The 19605-nt window shown below is 59.8% G+C and carries 22 protein-coding genes; 14 read left to right on the top strand and 8 right to left on the bottom strand.

The window, feature by feature from the left end:
* Nucleotides 1-2 precede the first annotated feature (2 nt).
* From ABD903_RS05700 to ABD903_RS05680, 5 genes are all read left to right on the top strand, one after another.
* On the top strand, nucleotides 3-398 hold the full coding sequence (locus tag ABD903_RS05700) for a hypothetical protein (protein WP_345222183.1): 396 nt from the start codon (nucleotides 3-5) through the stop codon (nucleotides 396-398).
* Nucleotides 399-484: 86 nt separating this feature from the next.
* Nucleotides 485-1687 (top strand): M20 metallopeptidase family protein, encoded by a 1203-nt coding sequence (locus tag ABD903_RS05695; protein ID WP_425555394.1) that lies wholly within the window; start codon nucleotides 485-487, stop codon nucleotides 1685-1687.
* Nucleotides 1688-1711: 24 nt separating this feature from the next.
* Nucleotides 1712-2500: a hypothetical protein gene (locus ABD903_RS05690; RefSeq protein ID WP_345222181.1), complete on the top strand. Its 789-nt coding sequence runs from the start codon at nucleotides 1712-1714 to the stop codon at nucleotides 2498-2500.
* A gap of 227 nt (nucleotides 2501-2727) precedes the next feature.
* The gene (locus tag ABD903_RS05685) at nucleotides 2728-3174 is read left to right on the top strand and encodes an Hsp20/alpha crystallin family protein (protein ID WP_345222180.1); all 447 of its coding nucleotides are present in this window, start codon (nucleotides 2728-2730) and stop codon (nucleotides 3172-3174) included.
* A gap of 213 nt (nucleotides 3175-3387) precedes the next feature.
* Nucleotides 3388-4887: a Do family serine endopeptidase gene (locus ABD903_RS05680; RefSeq protein ID WP_345222178.1), complete on the top strand. Its 1500-nt coding sequence runs from the start codon at nucleotides 3388-3390 to the stop codon at nucleotides 4885-4887.
* A gap of 141 nt (nucleotides 4888-5028) precedes the next feature.
* Here ABD903_RS05680 and ABD903_RS05675 read toward each other — a convergent pair whose 3' ends face one another.
* Nucleotides 5029-5268: a hypothetical protein gene (locus ABD903_RS05675; RefSeq protein ID WP_345222176.1), complete on the bottom strand. Its 240-nt coding sequence runs from the start codon at nucleotides 5266-5268 to the stop codon at nucleotides 5029-5031.
* A 381-nt stretch (nucleotides 5269-5649) separates the two neighbouring features.
* Here ABD903_RS05675 and amaB point away from each other — a divergent pair, with 381 nt between their 5' ends.
* Entirely contained in the window at nucleotides 5650-7248 is a 1599-nt protein-coding gene (amaB, locus tag ABD903_RS05670) for an L-piperidine-6-carboxylate dehydrogenase (RefSeq protein ID WP_345222174.1), read from the top strand.
* 68 nt (nucleotides 7249-7316) lie between these two features.
* On the opposite strand, the gene ABD903_RS05665 is transcribed toward amaB, so the two are convergent.
* Genes ABD903_RS05665 through ABD903_RS05655 form a run of 3 tightly spaced genes read right to left on the bottom strand, consistent with a single transcriptional unit; the run spans nucleotide 7317 to nucleotide 9470 of the window.
* On the bottom strand, nucleotides 7317-8261 hold the full coding sequence (locus tag ABD903_RS05665; protein WP_345222173.1) for a glycoside hydrolase family 16 protein: 945 nt from the start codon (nucleotides 8259-8261) through the stop codon (nucleotides 7317-7319).
* A complete protein-coding gene (locus ABD903_RS05660) occupies nucleotides 8258-8521 on the bottom strand; it encodes a hypothetical protein (protein WP_345222171.1) in 264 nt (87 codons plus the stop codon). Before ABD903_RS05660 ends, ABD903_RS05665 begins: the two co-directional genes overlap by 4 nt.
* 49 nt (nucleotides 8522-8570) lie before the next feature.
* On the bottom strand, nucleotides 8571-9470 hold the full coding sequence (locus ABD903_RS05655) for an FkbM family methyltransferase (RefSeq protein WP_345222170.1): 900 nt from the start codon (nucleotides 9468-9470) through the stop codon (nucleotides 8571-8573).
* 202 nt (nucleotides 9471-9672) lie between these two features.
* Between ABD903_RS05655 and ABD903_RS05650 the strand changes: the two genes are divergently transcribed.
* The 6 genes from ABD903_RS05650 (at nucleotide 9673) to ABD903_RS05625 (ending at nucleotide 13877) form a co-directional block, all read left to right on the top strand.
* A complete protein-coding gene (locus ABD903_RS05650) occupies nucleotides 9673-10236 on the top strand; it encodes an RNA polymerase sigma factor (RefSeq protein WP_425555431.1) in 564 nt (187 codons plus the stop codon).
* Between the two features lie 96 nt (nucleotides 10237-10332).
* Entirely contained in the window at nucleotides 10333-11073 is a 741-nt protein-coding gene (locus ABD903_RS05645) for a hypothetical protein (protein WP_345222167.1), read from the top strand.
* A 13-nt stretch (nucleotides 11074-11086) separates the two neighbouring features.
* Nucleotides 11087-12346, top strand: coding sequence for a hypothetical protein (locus tag ABD903_RS05640; RefSeq protein ID WP_345222166.1), 1260 nt, complete (start codon nucleotides 11087-11089; stop codon nucleotides 12344-12346).
* 194 nt (nucleotides 12347-12540) lie between these two features.
* On the top strand, nucleotides 12541-13026 hold the full coding sequence (locus tag ABD903_RS05635; protein WP_345222165.1) for a PPC domain-containing DNA-binding protein: 486 nt from the start codon (nucleotides 12541-12543) through the stop codon (nucleotides 13024-13026).
* A gap of 118 nt (nucleotides 13027-13144) precedes the next feature.
* On the top strand, nucleotides 13145-13306 hold the full coding sequence (locus ABD903_RS05630) for a hypothetical protein (protein ID WP_345222163.1): 162 nt from the start codon (nucleotides 13145-13147) through the stop codon (nucleotides 13304-13306).
* 52 nt (nucleotides 13307-13358) lie between these two features.
* A complete protein-coding gene (locus ABD903_RS05625; RefSeq protein ID WP_345222162.1) occupies nucleotides 13359-13877 on the top strand; it encodes a PaaI family thioesterase in 519 nt (172 codons plus the stop codon).
* Nucleotides 13878-13960: 83 nt separating this feature from the next.
* On the opposite strand, the gene ABD903_RS05620 is transcribed toward ABD903_RS05625, so the two are convergent.
* Together ABD903_RS05620 and ABD903_RS05615 are read right to left on the bottom strand one after the other, a co-directional pair.
* Nucleotides 13961-15484 (bottom strand): diadenylate cyclase, encoded by a 1524-nt coding sequence (locus ABD903_RS05620; RefSeq protein ID WP_345222161.1) that lies wholly within the window; start codon nucleotides 15482-15484, stop codon nucleotides 13961-13963.
* A 152-nt stretch (nucleotides 15485-15636) separates the two neighbouring features.
* Nucleotides 15637-16443 carry an energy transducer TonB gene (locus ABD903_RS05615; RefSeq protein WP_345222159.1) on the bottom strand — a complete coding sequence of 269 codons (807 nt, stop codon included), beginning with the start codon at nucleotides 16441-16443 and terminating at the stop codon, nucleotides 15637-15639.
* Between the two features lie 109 nt (nucleotides 16444-16552).
* Between ABD903_RS05615 and ABD903_RS05610 the strand changes: the two genes are divergently transcribed.
* Nucleotides 16553-16996: a RidA family protein gene (locus tag ABD903_RS05610; protein ID WP_345222157.1), complete on the top strand. Its 444-nt coding sequence runs from the start codon at nucleotides 16553-16555 to the stop codon at nucleotides 16994-16996.
* A gap of 486 nt (nucleotides 16997-17482) precedes the next feature.
* Nucleotides 17483-18358, top strand: a complete 876-nt coding sequence (locus ABD903_RS05605) for a cyanophycinase (protein WP_345222155.1) — start codon at nucleotides 17483-17485, stop codon at nucleotides 18356-18358.
* A gap of 108 nt (nucleotides 18359-18466) precedes the next feature.
* On the opposite strand, the gene ABD903_RS05600 is transcribed toward ABD903_RS05605, so the two are convergent.
* Nucleotides 18467-18793: a KGG domain-containing protein gene (locus ABD903_RS05600; RefSeq protein ID WP_345222153.1), complete on the bottom strand. Its 327-nt coding sequence runs from the start codon at nucleotides 18791-18793 to the stop codon at nucleotides 18467-18469.
* Between the two features lie 198 nt (nucleotides 18794-18991).
* A complete protein-coding gene (locus tag ABD903_RS05595) occupies nucleotides 18992-19342 on the bottom strand; it encodes an STAS domain-containing protein (RefSeq protein WP_345222152.1) in 351 nt (116 codons plus the stop codon).
* Nucleotides 19343-19605: the final 263 nt, after the last annotated feature.

Genomic DNA, 19605 nt, shown 5'->3' with positions numbered 1-19605 from the left:
CCATGCCGCTCCTTCGGCAGTTGCAGTGGGACGAGCTGGATTTGCTGCAGGGCATGGACACCATCCCGACCGAAGGCGAAGACGGAAGCCTCCACTACCGCCTCCACCACGATGGGCTGGTGCTGCTCCTGTCGCTATGGCCAAACCACGGCTTGGTAGACGTAACGCTGGTGCAAAGCGCCTCCGAAGCCATTTTGCTCGACCTGACAGTAGCCGTACGGGGGCGCATTCGCTATAACAACGACAAAGCCGGCGAATACCTGGCTTTCCACGACTGCGTGTTGGTAAGCCGCTTGGCTCTGAGCGAGGAACAAACCGATGCCGCCTTCAGCCCCAACGTGTACGGCCGCCCCATGACCATTGCCACCAAGCCGCACATGAGCGTGCTTTTCGAGTAGGGCAAACATACCAGCGGGCCAGGTGCTTTTAAGGCTTCCCATGCCAGCTACAAAATCCGACCAATCCGACTAATCCGCCCCAATCCGTGATTCAGCCCGACCGCATTCAACAACTAGCCGCTGCCCAAGCTGCCGAGGTAGTGGCGCTGCGCCAGCACCTGCACGCCCACCCGGAGCTTTCGTTTGAAGAATTCCAGACGATGGCCTTCGTGAAGCAACAGCTGGAAAGCATGGGCCTCGCGCCCCAGCCCATTGCCACCACCGGGTTGGTTGCCCTCATCGAAGGTCGTAACCCCGGCAGCCGCACGGTAGCCCTGCGCGCCGACATGGACGCGCTGCCCATTCAGGAGCAGAACGAGGTGCCGTACCGCTCACAAAACCCCGGCGTGATGCACGCCTGCGGCCACGACGTACACACGTCGTCGTTGCTGGGCGCGGCGCGCATCCTTACCCAGCTGCGCAACGAGTTCGAAGGCACCGTTAAGCTCATGTTTCAGCCCGGCGAAGAGCGGCTGCCCGGCGGCGCTTCGGTTATGATTGAGGAAGGCGTACTGGAAAATCCGGCGCCGCAAAGCGTACTGGGGCAGCACGTGTTTCCGCACCTGCCAGCTGGTAAAATTGGCGTGCGGGCCGGTCGTTACATGGCCAGCACCGACGAGCTGTACCTGACCGTGCGCGGCAAAGGCGGGCACGGCGCCATGCCCGAGCAAAACCTCGACCCCGTGCTGGTAGCGGCCCACATCATTGTGGCTGCGCAGCAAATTGTGAGCCGCCGGGCTAATCCCAAGCTGCCGTCGGTGCTGTCGTTCGGGAAGGTTATTGCCAACGGTGCCACCAACGTTATTCCCAACGAAGTGTACATCGAAGGCACGTTCCGGACCATGAACGAGCAGTGGCGCCAGGAAGCCCACCAGCACCTGCGGCAGCTTTGCGAAGGACTGGCCGCTTCCATGGGCGCGGTGTGCGAGCTGGAAATCCGGCGCGGCTACCCGTGCCTGGAAAACGACGAAGCCACCACGGCCCGCGTGCGCGCCGCCGCCGAAGCCTACCTCGGCGCCGACAACGTGGTGGAACTGGACCAGTGGATGGCCGCCGAAGACTTTGCTTACTTCTCGCAGGCCGCGCCCTCGTGCTTTTACCGCTTGGGTACCCGCGCTGCCGACGGCCGCTTTGCCGCCTCGGTGCACACGCCCACCTTCGACGTGGACGAAAAGTCACTGGAAACTGGTCCCGGACTCATGGCATGGTTGGCCCTGCAGGAACTAGCCGCCAACGCTCCTGTTGCGTAAGCCTGATCTAACCTCGTCGTTTCTATGCGCCACATTCTCCTCGCGGCTGTTCTGGCAGCACTGGCTTTTCCGTTCACGGCCGCTGCGCAGCGCCGTTCCGTTGCCGATCCAGTTTATCTGCCCGAAGCGCAGGTAGAAGTAGCCCTGCAAGGCGACGACTACGTGTTCGGCTCCATTAACCTGGTAACAAACAACGGCAACCTAGGCGGCACCTTCGCGCAAGGGCAGTTCCGGCTGGGGTACGAGCATTTCTGGAACGAGCAGTGGAGCTGGGGCGGCACGCTCACAGGCGCCAGGGGCCCGGTCGTTACCACCACGGTAGTGCCCGAACTGCTGTTACGCCATTGGAACACCTTCGGCAGCGTAAATTTCCGGCAGCGCCTGGGTTTGCGCTACGCCGTGCCCTTCGATGAAGAAGGCGTCCGCAGCCGGGCCCTTGCGGCCCTGCGCCTCGATGTAGACCGGGTGTTTGCTCTTGGGCGAATTGGATTGCGGCCACGCCTGGCCGTGGAGCCGGTGTTGTTTGTGCGCCTGCAGCGCGATGATGAAGACGTGAAAGAACCCTTCCTCGATTTCGCGAACCTACGCGCCGAAATCGGCTGCCGCGTATCCGACCACTTCGACTTTACTCCCTTCTTCGCCTACCAATCGGCGTACAGTTTTGTGCTGGCGCAGTTCGATGCCAACGGGAACATCCGGATTCCGGCCGGGCTTTTTTCTTCGGTACAGCCCGTGTTGGGTGTAGAGGCCCGGGTTACGCTTTTCAAAGGTGAAAAATCAACCGAGCGGCGGCAGCTACCCACACAGTACTAGGCTTGTCGTGACATAATGGCTGATGGTGTTTTTGGTGAGAAGACCGTCATACATGCTGGTATGAAAGAATTGATTGAGGATGCTGATAATTTCGTCAGTTGAAAATTGCTTCTTCGTGCCATAATGTCGTTAAAAGTTGGTTGGTACAGAATTTACTGATAGGGTAGTGTGTCGAGAGCCAACCGACACTTACCTCCAGACTCTGAACCCGACAACTTCTTACAACAATGGCAACGCAGATGTATAACCAGACTCCCGCCCTGCGTCCTTCGCGGGCTTTTAACGCCATGTTCAACCACCTGCTCAACGACAGCCTGCCGGGCACCAACCGGCCGTCGGGGGGCTTTGTACCAGCCGCCGATGTGCTGGAAACCGCCAACGGTTTTGAGTTGCTGCTCACGCTGCCCGGTGTACCCAAAGACTCCCTGACCATCGACGTGCAGCAAGGCACGCTCACGGTGAGCGGCGAGCGGAAGGCACCGGTAATCGAAGGCGAAAACGGCCCGAAAGTGCGCCGCATGGAATCGTCGTACGGCACGTTCTCGCGCCAGTTCCGCTTGCCCGAGAACATCAACGGCAAGGCCGTAGAAGCCGAGTTGACCGACGGCGTGCTGCGCTTGGTGTTACCCTTCGACGCCGAGAAGACAGCCCGTTACCAAATTGAAGTGCGCTAAGCGGTTCCGCTTGGCTTGTTAGAAAAAAGGCACCGTGTTTGGTGCCTTTTTTCTGACCGCCGCGGTTATACCTGTGCAACCCTATACCGAAGCCAGGGTATCTGGCGTTAGGAGTGCGCCGCGCAAAACGCAGTGTTTCCTGTTGCACTCTGTTTTCGGTTTTGCGTATTTTAGTTTCCGAACTACTCAACCCACATTACCACTTTCCTACCCATGCAAGCCAAACAAATGATGCTCGGCCTGATGGCCTCCGCAGTTCTGGGTGGCGGCGTCGCCGTTGGTGGGTACAAGCTACTGGAGCCCGAGCGCAACGCCGAGCCCCAGGCTGTGGCTGCCGACCCCAACGTACGTTACACCAGCGCCCTTCGCAGCTCGAACTACGCCGTACCCGAAGGGTTGAACTTCGTGGCTGCGGCCTCGGCCGTAACGCCGGCGGTGGTGCACGTTATGACCGAGTACGCGCCGAAAATGTCGCAGAACGATGCCATTCGCATGGACCCGTTCCTGCGCCAGTTTTTCGGCGACGATGCCGGCCGTTACCACTCGCAGCAGGGCCCGCAGCAGGGTTCGGGCTCGGGCGTGGTTATTGCCGCGAACGGCTACATTGTTACCAACAACCACGTTATCGACAAAGCCGACAAGATTGAGGTGGTGCTTGACGACAAGCGCAAGTACAAGGCAACCCTCGTAGGCGCCGACCCCAATACGGACTTGGCGCTGCTGAAAGTGGAGGCCGATAACCTGCCGTACGTGCGTTACGGTAACTCCGACCAGGTGAAAGTAGGGGAGTGGGTACTGGCCGTGGGCAACCCTTTTAACCTGAACTCGACCGTAACGGCGGGTATTATCTCGGCCAAGGGCCGCAATATTAATATTCTGCGCGGCCGCGAAGGCATGGGCATCGAGTCGTTCCTGCAAACCGATGCCGTGGTAAACCCCGGCAACTCGGGCGGTGCGCTGGTGAACCTGAACGGTGACCTGATCGGTATCAACTCCGCCATTGCGTCGCGCTCGGGCTCGTTCGAAGGCTACTCGTTTGCCGTGCCCAGCTCCATCGTGAGCAAGGTGGTAGACGACCTGCTGAAGTACAAAGTGGTGCAGCGCGCCTTGCTGGGCGTAAACATCCGCGAAGTAGACGCCACCCTGGCTTCGGAGAAAAAGCTGAAGAACCTCGACGGCGTGTACGTGGTGGGCATGGGCAGCACCAGTGCCGCCGCTGAAGCTGGCCTAAAAGCGGGCGACGTGATTACCGAAATCAACGGCGTGAAGGTGAACACCTCTTCGCAGCTGCAGGAGCAAGTAGCGCGCTTCCGCCCCGGCGACAAAATAAAGGTGAGCTACCTGCGCGACGGCAACTCGCGCAACACCACCGCCACCCTGCGTAACTCCACCGGTACCACCGACATTGTGCGCGAGGAAACCGGGGCGGTAGTAGAGTACGAAGGTGCCAAGTTCTCGCCCTTGAGCCGTCAGGAACTGAACAAGCTCGACCTCGAAGGTGGCGCCAAGATCAGCGGCGTACGCGGCTCCAACTTCCGCGAAACCGGTATCGGCGACGGGTTCATTATTACCCGCATCGACAAGAACAAGGTAGAGAAGCCCCAGGACGTGAAGCGCTACCTCGAAGCCGCTAAGGAAGGCCAGGGTGCTCTGGTGGAAGGCGTTTACCCCGACGGCCGCAAGGCGTATTACCCCATCGGTCAGGTAGAGTAACCCTTGCACATGCCAATAAAAAAGCCCCCGCCTCATTGGCGGGGGCTTTTTTGTTTATGAAAACCGTTGAGGGCTGAGCGCCCAGTTAACAGAGTTGGCTGGCTTGTAGACCATCTGGTTTAACAGAGGGGAAAATTCAAGTCAGATCGTTTCTTTTGCCAGCCATTCAATGGCTTCCGTTTGGTCGGTAAACAGGGCCAGCTGAAACGGCAGGTCCGGATCGGTAAGCATTTGGGCGTTGGCGAGGCTCACCGGGTCTCGTTGCAGGTCGGCAAACTGTGTTGCCGACATCAGGCAGGCCAAGCGTACGGGCTCGGCGTAGAGCGAGTAAAGGCCGGGTAAAAACTCATGGTGCAGCCACTGTCCGTAATCGACGGGCAAGGGAACTTGGCGGTGCCGCAAATCCATTAACCAGCGCGGGGCTCTTAAACGCACGCTCGCGTCGCGAAGCAGTTCATACCCGCTTTGCAATTCGGATAGGGTAACGGGCCGGTGCCAAACAGCGCATAGCATATCTGCCTCGGGCCCGTGGATAAGGTTAAGGTGTGCAGATGAATAAAAAAGCATGAATACGGGAGGCCGCAGGTGTATCGGCCGTTAGCAAGTTACACCCTAACCAAGCCACGCTGTTACGCTTCTTCACGCTAGTGAAAACATTTATCCGACCCCAACGGCCTTTTCGACGTGGCCGAACGGTATTTCTTAGCTTTGCTGGTCTATTCTTTGGGCCTTGCGGGCCCTGTCACCCCTTCTCTTCCCCGTATGAAACTCGCCATTGAAGAAGCTGCCGCTACCGGCACCGATGTACAGGAGCACGACCACCACGGCATACGTCAGGTATTGGGCCGCCTGGGCGTGCAGGAGCAAAATCCGGCATTCAGCACCGGCTTGCAGTGGGGCGGCGCCACTAACGCCAATACCCGGGCCATTCACTCGCCCACCGATGGGCAGCGCATTGCCTCGGTAGCCCTGGTCACGGCCGAAGATTACGAGCAGGTAATTCTGAAAGCCCAGGAAGCCTTCAAAACCTGGCGGCAGGTACCGGCCCCCAAACGCGGCGAAATTGTGCGCCAGATTGGCAACAAGCTGCGCGAGTACAAGGAAGACCTGGGCAAGCTGGTTAGCTATGAGATGGGCAAAATCCTTCAGGAAGGTCTCGGCGAAGTGCAGGAAATGATTGACATCTGCGACTTCGCGGTGGGCCTTTCGCGCCAGTTGCACGGCCTCACCATGCACTCGGAGCGCCCCGCGCACCGCATGTACGAGCAGTACCACCCGCTGGGCCTCGTAGGCATTATCTCGGCCTTCAACTTCCCCGTGGCTGTGTGGAGCTGGAACGCCATGCTGGCCGCCGTATGCGGCGATGTGAGCATCTGGAAGCCCTCGGAAAAAACGCCGCTGGTAGCCGTGGCGGTGCAGCACATCATCAAAGACGTACTCACCGAAAACGAACTGCCCGAAGGCATCTTCAACGTCATCATCGGCGACGCCGAAATCGGGGCCAAAATGGCTGCCGATACACGTGTGCCGCTGGTATCGGCTACCGGCTCTACCCGCATGGGCAAGAAAGTGGGCGAAGTGGTAGGTGCCCGCTTGGGCAAGGCTTTGCTGGAGCTGGGCGGCAACAACGCCATCATTCTCACCGAGCACGCCGACCTCGACATTGCCATTCGCGCCGTGTTATTTGGAGCCGTGGGTACTGCCGGCCAGCGCTGCACTACCACGCGCCGCCTCATCATTCACGACTCGATTTACGAGGACGTGAAGCAGCGCCTGCTCAATGCCTACCCCAAGCTGCCTATTGGCCACCCGCTGCAGGAAGGCAACCTGGTAGGTCCGCTGATTGACACCGATGCGGTGCAGTCGTTTACCAAGGCCTTGCAGGAAGTACAGGCCGAAGGCGGCAAGCTGCTGACGGGCGGCGAGGTGCTAAGCGGCTCGGGCTACGAAACCGGCACCTACGTGCAGCCCGCGTTGGTAGAAGCCAAGAACGAGTACCACACGGTTCAGGAAGAAACCTTCGCGCCCATTCTGTACCTGATCAAATACTCCGGCTCGGTAGAGGAAGCCATTGACTTGCAGAATGGCGTGCGTCAGGGCCTCTCGTCGAGCATTTTTACCCTGAATATGCGTGAGGCGGAAGCATTCCTGGCTGCCACGGGCTCCGACTGTGGCATTGCCAACGTGAACATCGGTACCTCGGGCGCCGAAATCGGCGGCGCATTCGGTGGCGAAAAGGAAACTGGCGGCGGCCGCGAATCGGGTTCCGACGCCTGGAAGATTTACATGCGTCGCCAGACCAATACCATCAATTACAGCACACAGCTGCCACTGGCCCAGGGCATCAAGTTCGATATCTAAGGCCCTTGCCAGACAAGAAAAACCCGCCCGATAACCATCGGGTGGGTTTTTTTATGACAGCGGACGTGCTATTCGCGTCGGTGGGCCGGCTGACGCCGCAGCTTGGGCCACGAGCCATTCGGAGCTGTAGACTTGGGCCGGTACACGCGGACGTAGTCGATCAGGTACGGGTCGTTGGGCTGCGGGCACCGCTGGTCGTTGGGCGTGGTGCGGTCGGCAAGGGTGTCGCAGTGGTAGTTTTTTTTGCAGTCCCACTGGTAATGAGCACTCAGTAGCAAGTTGAGCTCGGTATCGGGGGCGCCGGTTCCGTTGGGGTTGCGGCGGGTAGCGCGCCGAATCATGGTTATCCGGCCGTCAACGTAGTACACCAGGCGGGTGGGCGTCCACTCCAGCGTGTAAGTATGAAACGCGGTAGCCGGGCTTTGGCCGCGCGGAAAGTCGAGAAGCGTAGAAACAGACTTGTGGTCGGTAAACGCATTGGGCTGTATCGTAGAGAAAAATACCCGCTCGTTTCCGTTGCGAAAAGTCTCAAACGCGTCTATTTCCCAGATGTCACCGGGGCGGCGGTCTACATCGGTGGCGCCGCATCCGTGGGCGTTCCACAGCCAAAAGGCCGCTTGCAAACCGTCCGTATCGGGTACTTTGCAGCGCACCTCAAAAATGCCGTACCGGAAACCGGTGTCGGCGCAGCTGCTGTCGCCTCGGTACACGGCACGGAGCAGCCCACTGGTTTTGTAAAAGCGCCCTTTGGTGACTTCTCCGTTGCTCGACACCACACTGTCGAGGGGTGGGTTGTGGTAGGTGTAGTCGAGGGCTACCAGCTGGCGGCCGGCGCTGTCGGTTATGGTGCGGACGTCGGCGGCCCGGTAGGCGTAGCTGCTGGGACCGTAGTCGTTGCAGCGCAGGTTGCTGTCCCAATGGGCCGTGCCCGGGGCCCAGCGCCCCGTCGCCAGCAACTCCTGGCCCGAGGCGTAAGCAAAGTCGTCTTCGAACACCACCTGGTAGCTGCTCATATCGAACGGTCGGCTGGAAACGCAGCTACTGAAAACAGCTGCCAGCGCACCGCAATAGCAAAGAAGCCTATATAACCTGTTGTGAAACATAACTTCGGAAAAGAGGCAGAAAAGGCAAGCGTAGCCCTTGAACGTAAAAACGCCGCTTTAATGCGCAGGGAAATTCGCACATAAACGCTGCCGGGCAAACGGTTGCGCCGGCTCTTTGGATTAAAGTTTTCCTGGTCAGGGGAATAAATACCATCGGCTGAAGGGCGCAAAAAAGCAGCTGACGTCTGGCCAGCTGCTTATCCTCAAATTTCAAGCAGATTAGAGAGTCCCGGAGCCCCCGGTTAGGTTGGTGTTGCGCCCAATGGTAAGCTCACCGTTTTCGAAGAACTCAAACCCATGTCGGCGCAAGCACTCATAGATGCGGGGGCGAATGTTGAACTCGTCGTGTATCTCGATGGCAATAAAGCGGGTGTTTTCCAGGAGCTCGGCTGCCAGCTCATCGGTTTCCACCAAGTAACGCTCCGCGCCTTCTATATCAATTTTGAGCAAGTCGATGCAAGTCCAGTCCCGCTCGGCGGCTAGTTGCCGTACGCCGTAGCCCATAAGGTCGGTGGCATGATGGGATTCACGCACGTAAAACGACCACTCCCGATGGTCCCGAAAGTCGCGCCCAACTTCCAAGTGGGCCCGGCGCTGCCACAGCCCGGCTTGCAGGGGCTCTACATTTGCTAACCCTGAAGCCGTAACGTTGCGGCTCAGTTGGCGGAAATTAGACGACTCCGGTTCGATGCTGATGATCTGAGCATTGGGGAATGTGTTGCCCAAATACAAGGCGGTATAGCCCACGTTGGCGCCGGCGTCGATGATTCGCAATGCACCATTGCAATCGGCATGTTTCCGCATGTAGTTGGTCACGGCCGCATACTCGCGGTGTTCCCAAACCTGCTGCAGCACCTGCAGGTCGCTCGATACACCCAAGCGGGTAAAGGCCCGCAGCGTTCTGCCGTCGGTGTGCAGGCCGGGCCATTCGCTCAGCGCTTCGGTATCGTTGATGTAAACACAATGGCCGCCGATAGCCAGCAGGCAGTGCAGGTAGCTCGACAGCCAGGAAGACTGCGGATGTTTTTCCGCCTGAATGCGTTTGCCAAAGTAAGCTCGTTCTACCGCGTGGCGCATCGCGGCGGGTAGGGTTCGGTAACCAGTTAGCTTTAAATTCATAACCGCAAACGAAAAGGAACGTGATTAGGAAGAATCTAGCGTGGTTAATATAGCCAGATCGGTTTAAACCAGGTGCAACCCCCGGTAGGGTCTGGGGGTCTATGGAGCGTTGATGATCAGGAAAGTGGCAAATGTGAAGCCGATGTCCGAACTTTATCCACCTGCTGCTCTTGACGAAAGCCAGACCCAAACCGCTGAGCCCATGGAAGCCGTTGCTTATGTTGATATAAATGCCCCCTTGGTGGAGCGCTGCCGCCTAGGCGACCGGCGCGCGCAAGCCGAGATTTACAAGCGCTACGCCAAAGCCATGTTCAACGCCTCGCTGCGCATTACCGGCGACTATGCCGAGGCCGAGGATGTGCTGCAGGAGTCGTTTTTGAGTGCGTTTCGGGAGCTGCATACCTACAAAGGCGACTCGTCCTTTGGCTCGTGGCTGAAGCGCATTGTTATCAACAAAAGCATCAACTGCCTGCGCAACCGGCGCCTGCAGCTGGTACCCCTAGCCGAACAGCACGACGGGGCCGGCGCCGACGACCCGGTAACCCCCGGCGACGGCGACGACGTACAGTGGCGGGCCGATGTGCTGCGTCGCTGCATTCAGGACCTGCCCGATGGGTACCGCGTGGTGCTCACGCTCTACCTGCTTGAGGGCTACGACCACGGCGAAATTGCCGGCATCATGAACATTACCGAGTCCACCTCGAAGTCGCAATACAGCCGGGCCCGCAAAAAACTGCTGGAATTGGCCAAGCAACACGGACTCTAATTCAACTATTACGTTTCACTGCAAGGACCGACGGCGCTAGCCACCCACGTTGTGCCCCGGTCCTGGGGAGCCTTTGTGCGAAAGAAAATGACTGCCATGAAACCCAACTCCGGACTTGAGGCCTTCGTCGAGCGGCACAGCGCCGACCTCGATGCCTTCGAGCCGCGCCCCGACCTTTGGGACGCCATCGAAGCGCGACTCGACGAGCCGGCCGACGCTGACGAAACGCCCACCTACGTTCTTCCGCTCGCGTCTTCACCCGTCTTTACTACCCCGGCTGCCACTGTCCAGTCCGCGGCTTCCACCGCTACCGGCTGGTACCGCTACGCCGCTGCCGCCGCTGTTGCCCTGTTGGTGCTGGCCGGCGGCTACGGCCTGAACCGTGCCGACCAAGCTTCTACGCCATCGACTATGGAGGTGGCGGTGCAGCCCGTTATGCAAGACCAGCCCACGGCCGTAACCGATGCTTTAGGCTCGCCCGAGCCACTGACGGTATCGGAAAGCAGCCCGGCCCGCCGCTTGGCTACGGCCGTGCGCAGCATGGAGGCATATTACGCCACGCAAATCCTGGAAAAGCAGCACGAGCTGCGCCAACTCGACGCTAGTGCCAAGCCCGGCATGACGCCCAAAGCCGCCGACTGGCAGCACGAGCTGACAGCACTGGACTCGACTTACCGGCAGCTGCGCACCGAGCTTTACCGCAACCCCGACCCCGATGTGGTGCTCGAAGCCATGGGCCGCAACCTGCAAATTCGGTTGGATATCCTGAACCAGCAGTTGCGCACCCGTGAGCAAATTCAGCAGTACCACGACGATGCGTATGTCGTCACCAAATAGCAGTTCTTTCGGTATGTCTAACCTGATCCTTCGCTACGCAACTACCCGTTGGCTGCCTTTCCTTGTGGTGCTGGCGCTGGTAGCTGGTCCGGCTACAGGACAGGTGGGCCAGCCGGTACGCGCCGGCGGAACACTCCCGGCCGGGGTGGTGCAGCCTTGCCCCCCAAACGACCGGTACTGGGAGCAGGTGCAGGACGGCGTGCTGCAGAATGGCCAGAACGGGACGCAGCAAAGCACTTCGGCACAGCCCGAGCCGATTGCCGCTACCGCAGAGCGCAGCCGCAAGCTCAGCCGTACCTTTAAAGCGCCGGCTGGCCGCCCTTTGAGCATCGACACGCGTTACGGTCGGGTTCAGATCAACACCTGGTCGCGCTCGGAGATTAAAGCCGAGGTGGATATTATTTCCCGGGCCGACTCCGACGAGAAAGCGCAGCAGCTGCTGGATATGATTCAGGTGCTGATGGAGGAACAAAGCACCGAGGAAGGAGGTATTGCCCTGCGCACCCAGTTCGGTGAGATGCCGCGCGAGTGTTGGAGCCGGCAGCGCCTCTACGAAGTGAATTACACTGTGTGGGTGCCCAAAGGCTCGCCGCTGCGGGTTCACAACAACTTTGGCGACATAAGCATTACCGGCGACCGAAGCGGCGCTGTAGACCTGGCCATCGGTTACGGCAGCCTGCGTACCGCCCGCCTCGACGGACCGCGTAACAGCATTCGGGTGAGCAACAGCGCCGCCACGGTACAGTACGTTCGGCAGGCTTCCATCGACGCCACCCATTCGCGGCTTCGCCTCGATGCGGGCCACACCGTGGACCTGCGCAACAACGGCTCCGATATTGACATGGGTACGGTGCAGGACCTGGCCGTGCACAGCAAATACGGCGACGTAAGCCTGGGCACGGTGCGTAACCTGCGGGGCAGCACCGGTTACTCCCGGTTTAGCGTGGACAAGGTGTCCGATCAGCTGAACATGAAAGTGCAGTACTGCCCGGCTTTTGAGGTGCGCACCACCGGTCCTAACTTCCGCAGCATCAATCTCGACGGTGGGTACAGCACCATTCTGCTGAATTTCCCCGATAACGCAGGCTTCCTTTTTGATGTAAACGCCGAGAATGGCAAGCTGCTCATCGACAAGCGCTTGGTGAAAGTAAAGGCCGAGGAAAGCAGCCCTTCTTCGAGCGAAATGCAGGGGCGCTACGGAATGCCGCAAGCCAAGTCGGTAGGCAACGTAAATATTAAGACGCGCTACAGCAGCGTGAGTTTTAACCGCTAAGCGGATGGTTACAAAGCCCGGTACGGGCCTGAAAAAGCAAAAAGCCGGCGGCCGCCGGCTTTTTGCTTTTTCAGGCTGGCAACCACCCGGCCGTTACCTTTGCCGGCATGCTGTATCGTTGCCTGTGGTGGTGTTGCTTGATGCTCGTGCTGAGCTCAATGATGGGCACTGCCACGGCCCAAACTTCTGTTGCCATGCCAGCCGCTGCTACCCCGGCGCCCCGCGCTATTCCTTCAGCCATGCGCACCTATGCCCTGCGCCTACGGCCCGGCGACGACCTGCGCCAATGTTTATTGCGTTTTGCCCAAGACGAGCGAATCAAAGCCGGTGCCCTGCTTACCTGTGTGGGTAGCCTCACGCAGGTAACGCTGCGACTGGCCAACCAAGAAGGGCCCACCATTTACCGGGGCCACTTCGAAATCGTGTCGTTAGTGGGTACGCTGGCCGAAAGCGGCAGCCACGTGCATTTGTCGGTAGCCGATTCCACGGGCCGCACCTTTGGCGGGCATCTGCTCGATGGCAACCTCGTGTACACCACCGCGGAGTTGGTGATAGGCGTGCTGGAAGACGTGGAATTCCGGCGCGAACCAGACCCCACTTTCGGGTATAACGAGCTGGTTGTGTACCCACGGGCAACGCCGAAGCGCCCGGCCAAACCAGCCTCCCGCAGCAAGCCATAGTTTCGGGCGCGGTACGGCGTTAAAACGTGCTAAATCAGTACGCTCGGGGGATTAATAACTGCTGCCGGCTAGTTGCTGGTAGAGTGTAACCGGTGCTACAAGCTCCATTAGCTTTGGTGTGGCCGCGAATTATGCCACGGGGATAACCGAGCCTTATAAGCAGTTTCACTGGCCCAAGCAGGAGTCCGAAGCCTTCCGGAAAGTCATTAACGCGGCCTCCTGCTTCAAAAAGGTGGTGCTGGTACTGGAGAAAAAGCCGTGGCGCCCGGCCGCTGCCTAAACCTTACGGCCGCGGGAAACCCTTACCTTGGGGTTCCTGCCGCCCTTTGCTCATGTCTACATCCACTTCCGTTTCTAATGCGTCCCGGTTGGCCGCTTTTCAGCGCAACCTGCTCAATCCGGTAAAGCTGCGCCTGTTTGCGCTGCAACGCCTGCCCATGGCTGCCTTGGCGGGCCTGCGCGTGACCGAGCTAACCAACGAAGCCGCCACAGTAACGGTGCCCTTCACTTACCTGACCAAGAACCCGTTCCGCAGCATTTATTTCGCCTGCCTGAGCATGGCGGCCGAAATGGCGTCGGGCACGCTGGCCCTCATGTACACCAGCACCAGTGAGCAAGCAGTTTCCATGCTGGTGGTGGGCATGCAAGCCGAATTCACTAAGAAAGCCGTAACCCGCATCGCCTTCACCTGCCCCGACGGCGCCGCCATTGCCCAGGCCGTGGCCGAAAGCTGCGCCACCGGCGAAGGCCGCACCGTGGTATGCACCAGTACCGGCCGCGACACCAGCGGCGAAGTGGTAGCGGTGTTCCGTATTACGTGGTCGTTTCGGGCGAAGAAGAAAGGCGTATAGACCGCCGCGTCATCCTTCGCGTTGCGGACGCCAGATGAAGAATGACGAGGATGATGGAGTTGGAGTAGGCGACAGAAGTGTGGCTACTCCAATTCCGGTAGGTTGTCTTTAGTTAGAATGTCCACCAGACCGTCTTCGCTGACCACAATAGCTACGCACGGGTAGGGGCTGCTTTCCACGTAGCGAAGGGCCGAGTTGTAGCGGGCGCCGCGGGTGCTGGAACCCCGCCCGCTGGCCTTGCCATCGAGAATTACGCCAATGGAGTAGCAGTATGCTTCGGGGTCGAGGAGCACCGCGCCGTCGATGGCAGTAACGAGGCGAGTGATGAGCGGCGTAAGCTGCACCGGGTCGATGAGGGTGCATTGCAGCTTCAGGCGGTCGGCTTCGGCCAGGGCTTCGGTGGTAATAACCAGCAGCGTGCCGTGCGACTGGCGGCTGGCCTCCAGCAGCACATCCCACAGGCGCTCCACTTTACCGGCGTCGGTAATGCCGAAAGTGTGGCGCAGGCTGCGCCGGAACTGGCTGCGGCTTAGGCGGGTATGTGGCAGGCTGGGCAGGCCGTAAGCCGCCCGCATCAGCACCCGGCCGGCATGCCGAAACTCCCACACGTAGTGGTTTACGAAGGCGATGGTGAATAAATCTTCCCGCGCGCCGCCGTACTCGCCCACCAGGCGGCCCATGGCGTAGGCATTTTCGCCGTCGGCCAGCAAACACACGTCGTTGGAGGTCATCTGCAGCAGCTTCCGAATGGCGCGGTAATCGGTAAGCGGCGTGGGGCAGGTGAGGGCAAAAATCTCCTGAATGTTCGGGTGGCCGCGCCGCGCCAGCAGCAGTTGGCCTATGCCGGCCGTGCCCTCGTAGCGCAACGAGGAAATGGTGTTGAGCGTGGCAAACAGCTTGGCGTTCGAGGGGTCGGTGCCCAGAGACTGCGCGGGCGTGTCCATCAACAGCTTGCCGGCGGCCCGAATAATCTCGTCGGCGTCGCGGGGGCGGGTGAGCATGCTCATGCCGGGCATGGGCTCCATCAGCGCTTTCATGCACTCTTCGCCGAAACGCAACATGGCGGCCTGCACCAACGAGGAGGCCAGGGGCTTGCCGTCGGTGTAGTAGCGGCTGGGTTGCAGCGCGGGCTGCATGCGCAGGGCCTTGCGTCGAATGCGTAGCACCGGCACCACGTAGTACTCGTTAATGCGCACTGGCACGCTGGCAAACGACTGCTGCCCGCCAGTGCCGTCGAAAGCATCCAGTACCTCCTGTACGGCGTGCCGCAGGCTCAGCATTTCGCGGCGGCGCAGGGCGTTGTCGCGGCCGTACATGGTATGTTCCTGCGGGGTGTGGGGCTGAAACAGCTCCTCGGCGCGGGTTAGCACGTTGGTGAAGCGGTCAGCAGGCAGGCCACAGTCGTCGGGCTCCAGGCACACCGGCAGGCCACCGTCAACGGGAATTCCCAGCAACGATAACACCGGCTGCAGGTCCTCGTCCAGGTCGGCCAGCACGCTCACGGCACTAGCTTGGGCCGCCCGCTGAAATTGCGCCTGAAACGGCCAGATAACGTATTCGTCGGCGGGAGCAAGCTGGGCCGAAACAACCGGGAGAGGGGAAAACATAGCGCGGAGGGAGGGTAGCTAGCAGTACCCTGAAGCAGACGTTTTTGTTTGCCCGAATACCTTAATTCACCTCAAGATAACCCGCACAAAGCACAACGGCCCGGCCACGACTAACGCGACCGGGCCGAAGCACGGAATGCTCTGTGGCTACTTTAGAGCTGGAACAGAATGGGAAGCACCATTTTCTGACGCACCGGCTGGCCCTGGTAGCGGGCCGGCTCCCACTTGGGGCTGGCTTTAATGAGGCGAATGGCTTCTTCGTCGAGGCCCGAGCCGAGGCGCTTCACGGGTTTGATGTTGGCGAGCGAGCCGTCTTTTTCAATGGTAAACTCCATCATCACCTTGCCCTGAATTTTGCGCTGACGGGCCAGGGCCGGGTACTTCTGGTTTTTCTGCACCCATTCAAAAAACGCCTCGGTGCCGCCCACGGGTTGGGCCGGGGTTTCGGGCGTTACTACCTGCAGGCCGGCCGCATTGGTAGTACCGTTAGTAACGGGCGGGGCATCGGTGCCGGTGGCTGGGGCGGGGCCGCCGGCACCGAGCGGCATTTTAAACGTAATGGGCACCGTTACGCGCTGGCGCACCACGCCGCCTTTGTGCTGAGCCGGTTTCCAGCGGGGGCCGGCCTTTACCAGGCGCAAGGCTTCGGCGTCGCATTCGGGCGAAACGGACTTGGTAACGGTCCAGTTAGAGGTGTACCCGGTTTTCTCGACCACGAACGTGGTTTCTACGGTTCCTTCTATACCGGCCTGCAAGGCGGCAGTGGGGTAGGTGAGCTTGTCGCCGAGGTAGTCGGCGTAGGCCTGAACGCCCCCGATTGGCTCGGCGGGCTTTTCCACGGCGTCGTAAATATCCACGGGCGTGGCTTTGGGGTACTTCAGCTTTTGCTGGGCTTGGGCACCCGGCGCACTGGCCAGCAGCAGGGCGGCCAAAGCAGTTACGGAGAACAGACGAGTCATAGGGCGGAGTACGAAAGAAGGCGGGAAACAGACAGGACCGGAGGCAACAACCGCACCAGCCGCCCGCGGGGGCTTCCTAAACTACCAAAAAGCGCCTTATTTTCGGCCCATGAGCCAAACTCCCGCCCCCGATTCGTCGGCCCTGAATTCGTCGCGCGCCCCCGAGCCGGTGGGCCTGTACCCGCATGCCCGCCGCGTGGGCAACCTGCTGTTTCTCTCAGGCGTGGGGCCGCGCCAACGCGGCGAAAAAGCCATTCCGGGCGTGGAGCTAGATGCCAACGGCCAAGTGCTGCGCTACGATTTCGAGCGGCAGTGCCACGCCGTGTTTCAGAACGTGCGCTACATAGTGGAAGAGGCCGGCGCGCAGTGGCAGGACCTGGTGGACGTGACCGTGTTCCTGACCAACATGAAGGACGATTTCGCGACTTACAACCGCCTCTACGCGGAGTATTTCGCCGATTCGCAGCCGTGCCGCACCACCGTCGAAATCAACTGCCTGCCTACGCCCATTGCCATCGAGCTGAAGTGCATTGCGTGGGTGGGGGAGCGGTAAACCAATCCAAAAGGCATAAAAAAAGCAGGCCGCTCGTCACCAGCGTAGTACCACACCAATGGCTACGCTAATGTTGCCGCATTTGACGAGCAGCCTGCCTGTTACAAAGGACGACCTTCCGATTTGTACCCGGGAGGGGGCAGATACGGTTTTTGCCAAGCTAGAAATACGGGTTTTGCTGCGGCGCTTTCTCATAGGCCTAAGCCCATTTAGGATGGTAAGGTGCGGCTGAAAACCGGCGCGGGCAATACGCAAGGGCCCAGAATTACTACGGAATGGTATTGGTTGAAAACACGTAATTTTTACATTCTATTTCGATTTTGGCTTGGTCCGGTGGCGTTGAAAGCTGCCTGCAACCTACTGAATGCAAAAACGAAATAGCAGAGCCGAAGCAAGCCTCCGGCTAACCCCGGCGTGGAGTGGGTACATCTAACCGTGCGTTGCCAGCGTACTAGCAGCGCCGCTTCACGTTAACCCAATCCACGCATGACAACTAGCAAGAAAAGCGCAGCGCGCCCGCGTACCGCTTCCCCTTGTCCGCACCCGAAAGGTGTTCTGATATCTATAGGTGGCCACGAAAGAAAAGATACCGAAGCCAACGACGCTGAATTTGCCGATGACAGCATCCTGAAGCGCTTCGTTGAAGAGCTAAGCGGCGATGGGCCGGTGGTGGTGATACCCACCGCTTCGGAGGAGCCTATAGAAGCGGCCCGGGACTACATAAAAATTTTCACCGACCTCGGCGTAAAGCGCGTGGAAGTGCTGGACATCCGCCGCCGCGATGAAGCCGACAACCCCGAGTGCCTGACCGTGCTTGAAACGGCCGCGGGCATCATGTTTACCGGCGGCGACCAGCTTCGGCTAACCGCCCTGCTTGGCGGCACCGAAATGCTGCGCCTGCTGAAGGCCCGCTACACCCACGACCGCATTGTAATTGCCGGCACCAGCGCCGGGGCGGCGGCCATGAGCACGCCCATGATTTACCAGGGCCGCAACGATGCCGGTTTTGTGAAGGATGAAATTCACGTAACCACCGGCCTGCAGTTTATGCACGACGTGGCAGTAGATACCCACTTTGTGGCCCGCGGCCGCATAGTGCGCATGGCCCAAATCATTGCCACCAACCCCGGCTGCATAGGCCTGGGCCTGGAAGAGGACACCGCCGTGCTGGTAACCAACGGCAACGAGCTGGAAGTAATTGGTAACGGCATGGTGGTAATTGTAGACGGACGGGAGTGCGAAGGCAACACCATCCACGAAATCAAGCCCGGGGAGGTGTTTTCCATCCGCAACCTGCGCATTCACCTGCTGGCCCGTGGGCAGCGTTACACCTTGCCCATTCAGGAGCAAATGCACATTTAAAAAGGCAGCCCTGGATACTAACACGCAAAAAGCCCCGGACACTGTCCGGGGCTTTTTGCGGTTCATGGCTCAGAAAGGTGGAAGAGGAGGGGAGGAGGTAGATGGAGTTTAGCGGTTGCCGCCCCCCGAAGCTTCACCGCTCTTGCGGCCGGTTTCGCGTTTCTGGGCAGTAGCGCCGCCACTGGTAGCGGCCTGGGTTTTGTTGCGGCTGCCGCTGGCCTGGCCGCCTTTACGACCGGCTTCGCGGGCCTCCTGCGAGGTCCACTCGTGGCCGCGGCCGCTCAGGTGGGAGGCCCGGCCGCCTTCGGCCGCGATGCGCCGCTGCTGCTCGGGGTCCATGGAAGCAAAACCGCGGTTGCTGGTGCCGCTTTGGGTACGTTTCACGTTCTCGGATTGCGACATGCTGCCGCGGGAGGATTGGTTGGTCGTTGCCATAGCTTGGTTGTGTGTTTGGGTGAGGAAGGAAGATGGAGCGTAGTTCGAGGCGTAGTTTCGGATTCCGTTAACGGCAGAACGAGCAGAACAGCGAAGGTCGGCGCGAGAAAAAGCGCTTAAACGGCATCTTTACGGCCTTTTACGGAGCGCTTCTCCGCATTAACCGCCGAGCTACGTAGTTATGCCAGCCCCGCAGTTTCAGGCGGCCGAGCGGGTAGGCTTACGCGGCAGGAGCTGCGCCGGGTGAACGTAGGTGAAAAGGGTATCGAGGCGGCAAAGGCGCAACATGCGCGCCAGCAGCCCGTTTACATTATCCAGCACTACTTCTACGCCGGCCCGGCGCATGAGCAGCAGCTGCGAGAAGAAATGGCACACGCCGCGGGTGCGCAGGCAAGTCAGGTGCTGGCAGTCGATGAGCACGTACAACGGCTTGCGCTGGATGTCAGGGTCCTGCGCCAGGGAGCGGGCCAGTTCCACCGGCTCGATGGCGTTAAAGTTGACCGGAATCAGCCGAGCCGATGACGGCGGGGGAGTGAAATAGGATAGCATGTTTTCGTTGTGGAAAGAAAGCGCGAACAGGGACAGGCAAGGCGCTCAAGCAAGCGGGCCGCGCTGCGGCTACCTGACTTGAGGCTAATCAAAAATACGAGTACAAGCGGCTGCGCAACCCCGTGTTAACAACCAATTTACCTCGTGCGTACAACCCGCACCCCGTCAGTAATACTGCGTAATCTGGGTTGGAAGCCGGCGTTTTCTGCCGCGTTGGCGTTAATCTTGAAGTCGGTTAAACCTCCACCTCTACCCGCGTCCTC

The sequence above is a fragment of the Hymenobacter koreensis genome, assembly GCF_039541855.1.
Taxonomy (GTDB): domain Bacteria; phylum Bacteroidota; class Bacteroidia; order Cytophagales; family Hymenobacteraceae; genus Solirubrum; species Solirubrum koreensis.
This window is presented reverse-complemented; position numbering and strand designations above follow the sequence as displayed.

What these genes read in the sequence shown, in the direction of transcription:
- ABD903_RS05700 (WP_345222183.1), top strand. Translation starts at nt 3, where the DNA reads ATGCCGCTCCTTCGGCAGTTGCAGTGGGACGAGCTGGATTTGCTGCAG.
- ABD903_RS05690 (WP_345222181.1), top strand. Translation starts at nt 1,712, where the DNA reads ATGCGCCACATTCTCCTCGCGGCTGTTCTGGCAGCACTGGCTTTTCCG.
- ABD903_RS05685 (WP_345222180.1), top strand. Translation starts at nt 2,728, where the DNA reads ATGGCAACGCAGATGTATAACCAGACTCCCGCCCTGCGTCCTTCGCGG.
- ABD903_RS05680 (WP_345222178.1), top strand. Translation starts at nt 3,388, where the DNA reads ATGCAAGCCAAACAAATGATGCTCGGCCTGATGGCCTCCGCAGTTCTG.
- amaB (WP_345222174.1), top strand. Translation starts at nt 5,650, where the DNA reads ATGAAACTCGCCATTGAAGAAGCTGCCGCTACCGGCACCGATGTACAG.
- ABD903_RS05665 (WP_345222173.1), bottom strand. Translation starts at nt 8,261, where the DNA reads ATGAGCAGCTACCAGGTGGTGTTCGAAGACGACTTTGCTTACGCCTCG.
- ABD903_RS05655 (WP_345222170.1), bottom strand. Translation starts at nt 9,470, where the DNA reads ATGAATTTAAAGCTAACTGGTTACCGAACCCTACCCGCCGCGATGCGC.
- ABD903_RS05650 (WP_425555431.1), top strand. Translation starts at nt 9,673, where the DNA reads ATGGAAGCCGTTGCTTATGTTGATATAAATGCCCCCTTGGTGGAGCGC.
- ABD903_RS05645 (WP_345222167.1), top strand. Translation starts at nt 10,333, where the DNA reads ATGAAACCCAACTCCGGACTTGAGGCCTTCGTCGAGCGGCACAGCGCC.
- ABD903_RS05640 (WP_345222166.1), top strand. Translation starts at nt 11,087, where the DNA reads ATGTCTAACCTGATCCTTCGCTACGCAACTACCCGTTGGCTGCCTTTC.
- ABD903_RS05635 (WP_345222165.1), top strand. Translation starts at nt 12,541, where the DNA reads ATGCCAGCCGCTGCTACCCCGGCGCCCCGCGCTATTCCTTCAGCCATG.
- ABD903_RS05625 (WP_345222162.1), top strand. Translation starts at nt 13,359, where the DNA reads ATGTCTACATCCACTTCCGTTTCTAATGCGTCCCGGTTGGCCGCTTTT.
- ABD903_RS05620 (WP_345222161.1), bottom strand. Translation starts at nt 15,484, where the DNA reads ATGTTTTCCCCTCTCCCGGTTGTTTCGGCCCAGCTTGCTCCCGCCGAC.
- ABD903_RS05615 (WP_345222159.1), bottom strand. Translation starts at nt 16,443, where the DNA reads ATGACTCGTCTGTTCTCCGTAACTGCTTTGGCCGCCCTGCTGCTGGCC.
- ABD903_RS05610 (WP_345222157.1), top strand. Translation starts at nt 16,553, where the DNA reads ATGAGCCAAACTCCCGCCCCCGATTCGTCGGCCCTGAATTCGTCGCGC.
- ABD903_RS05605 (WP_345222155.1), top strand. Translation starts at nt 17,483, where the DNA reads ATGACAACTAGCAAGAAAAGCGCAGCGCGCCCGCGTACCGCTTCCCCT.
- ABD903_RS05600 (WP_345222153.1), bottom strand. Translation starts at nt 18,793, where the DNA reads ATGGCAACGACCAACCAATCCTCCCGCGGCAGCATGTCGCAATCCGAG.
- ABD903_RS05595 (WP_345222152.1), bottom strand. Translation starts at nt 19,342, where the DNA reads ATGCTATCCTATTTCACTCCCCCGCCGTCATCGGCTCGGCTGATTCCG.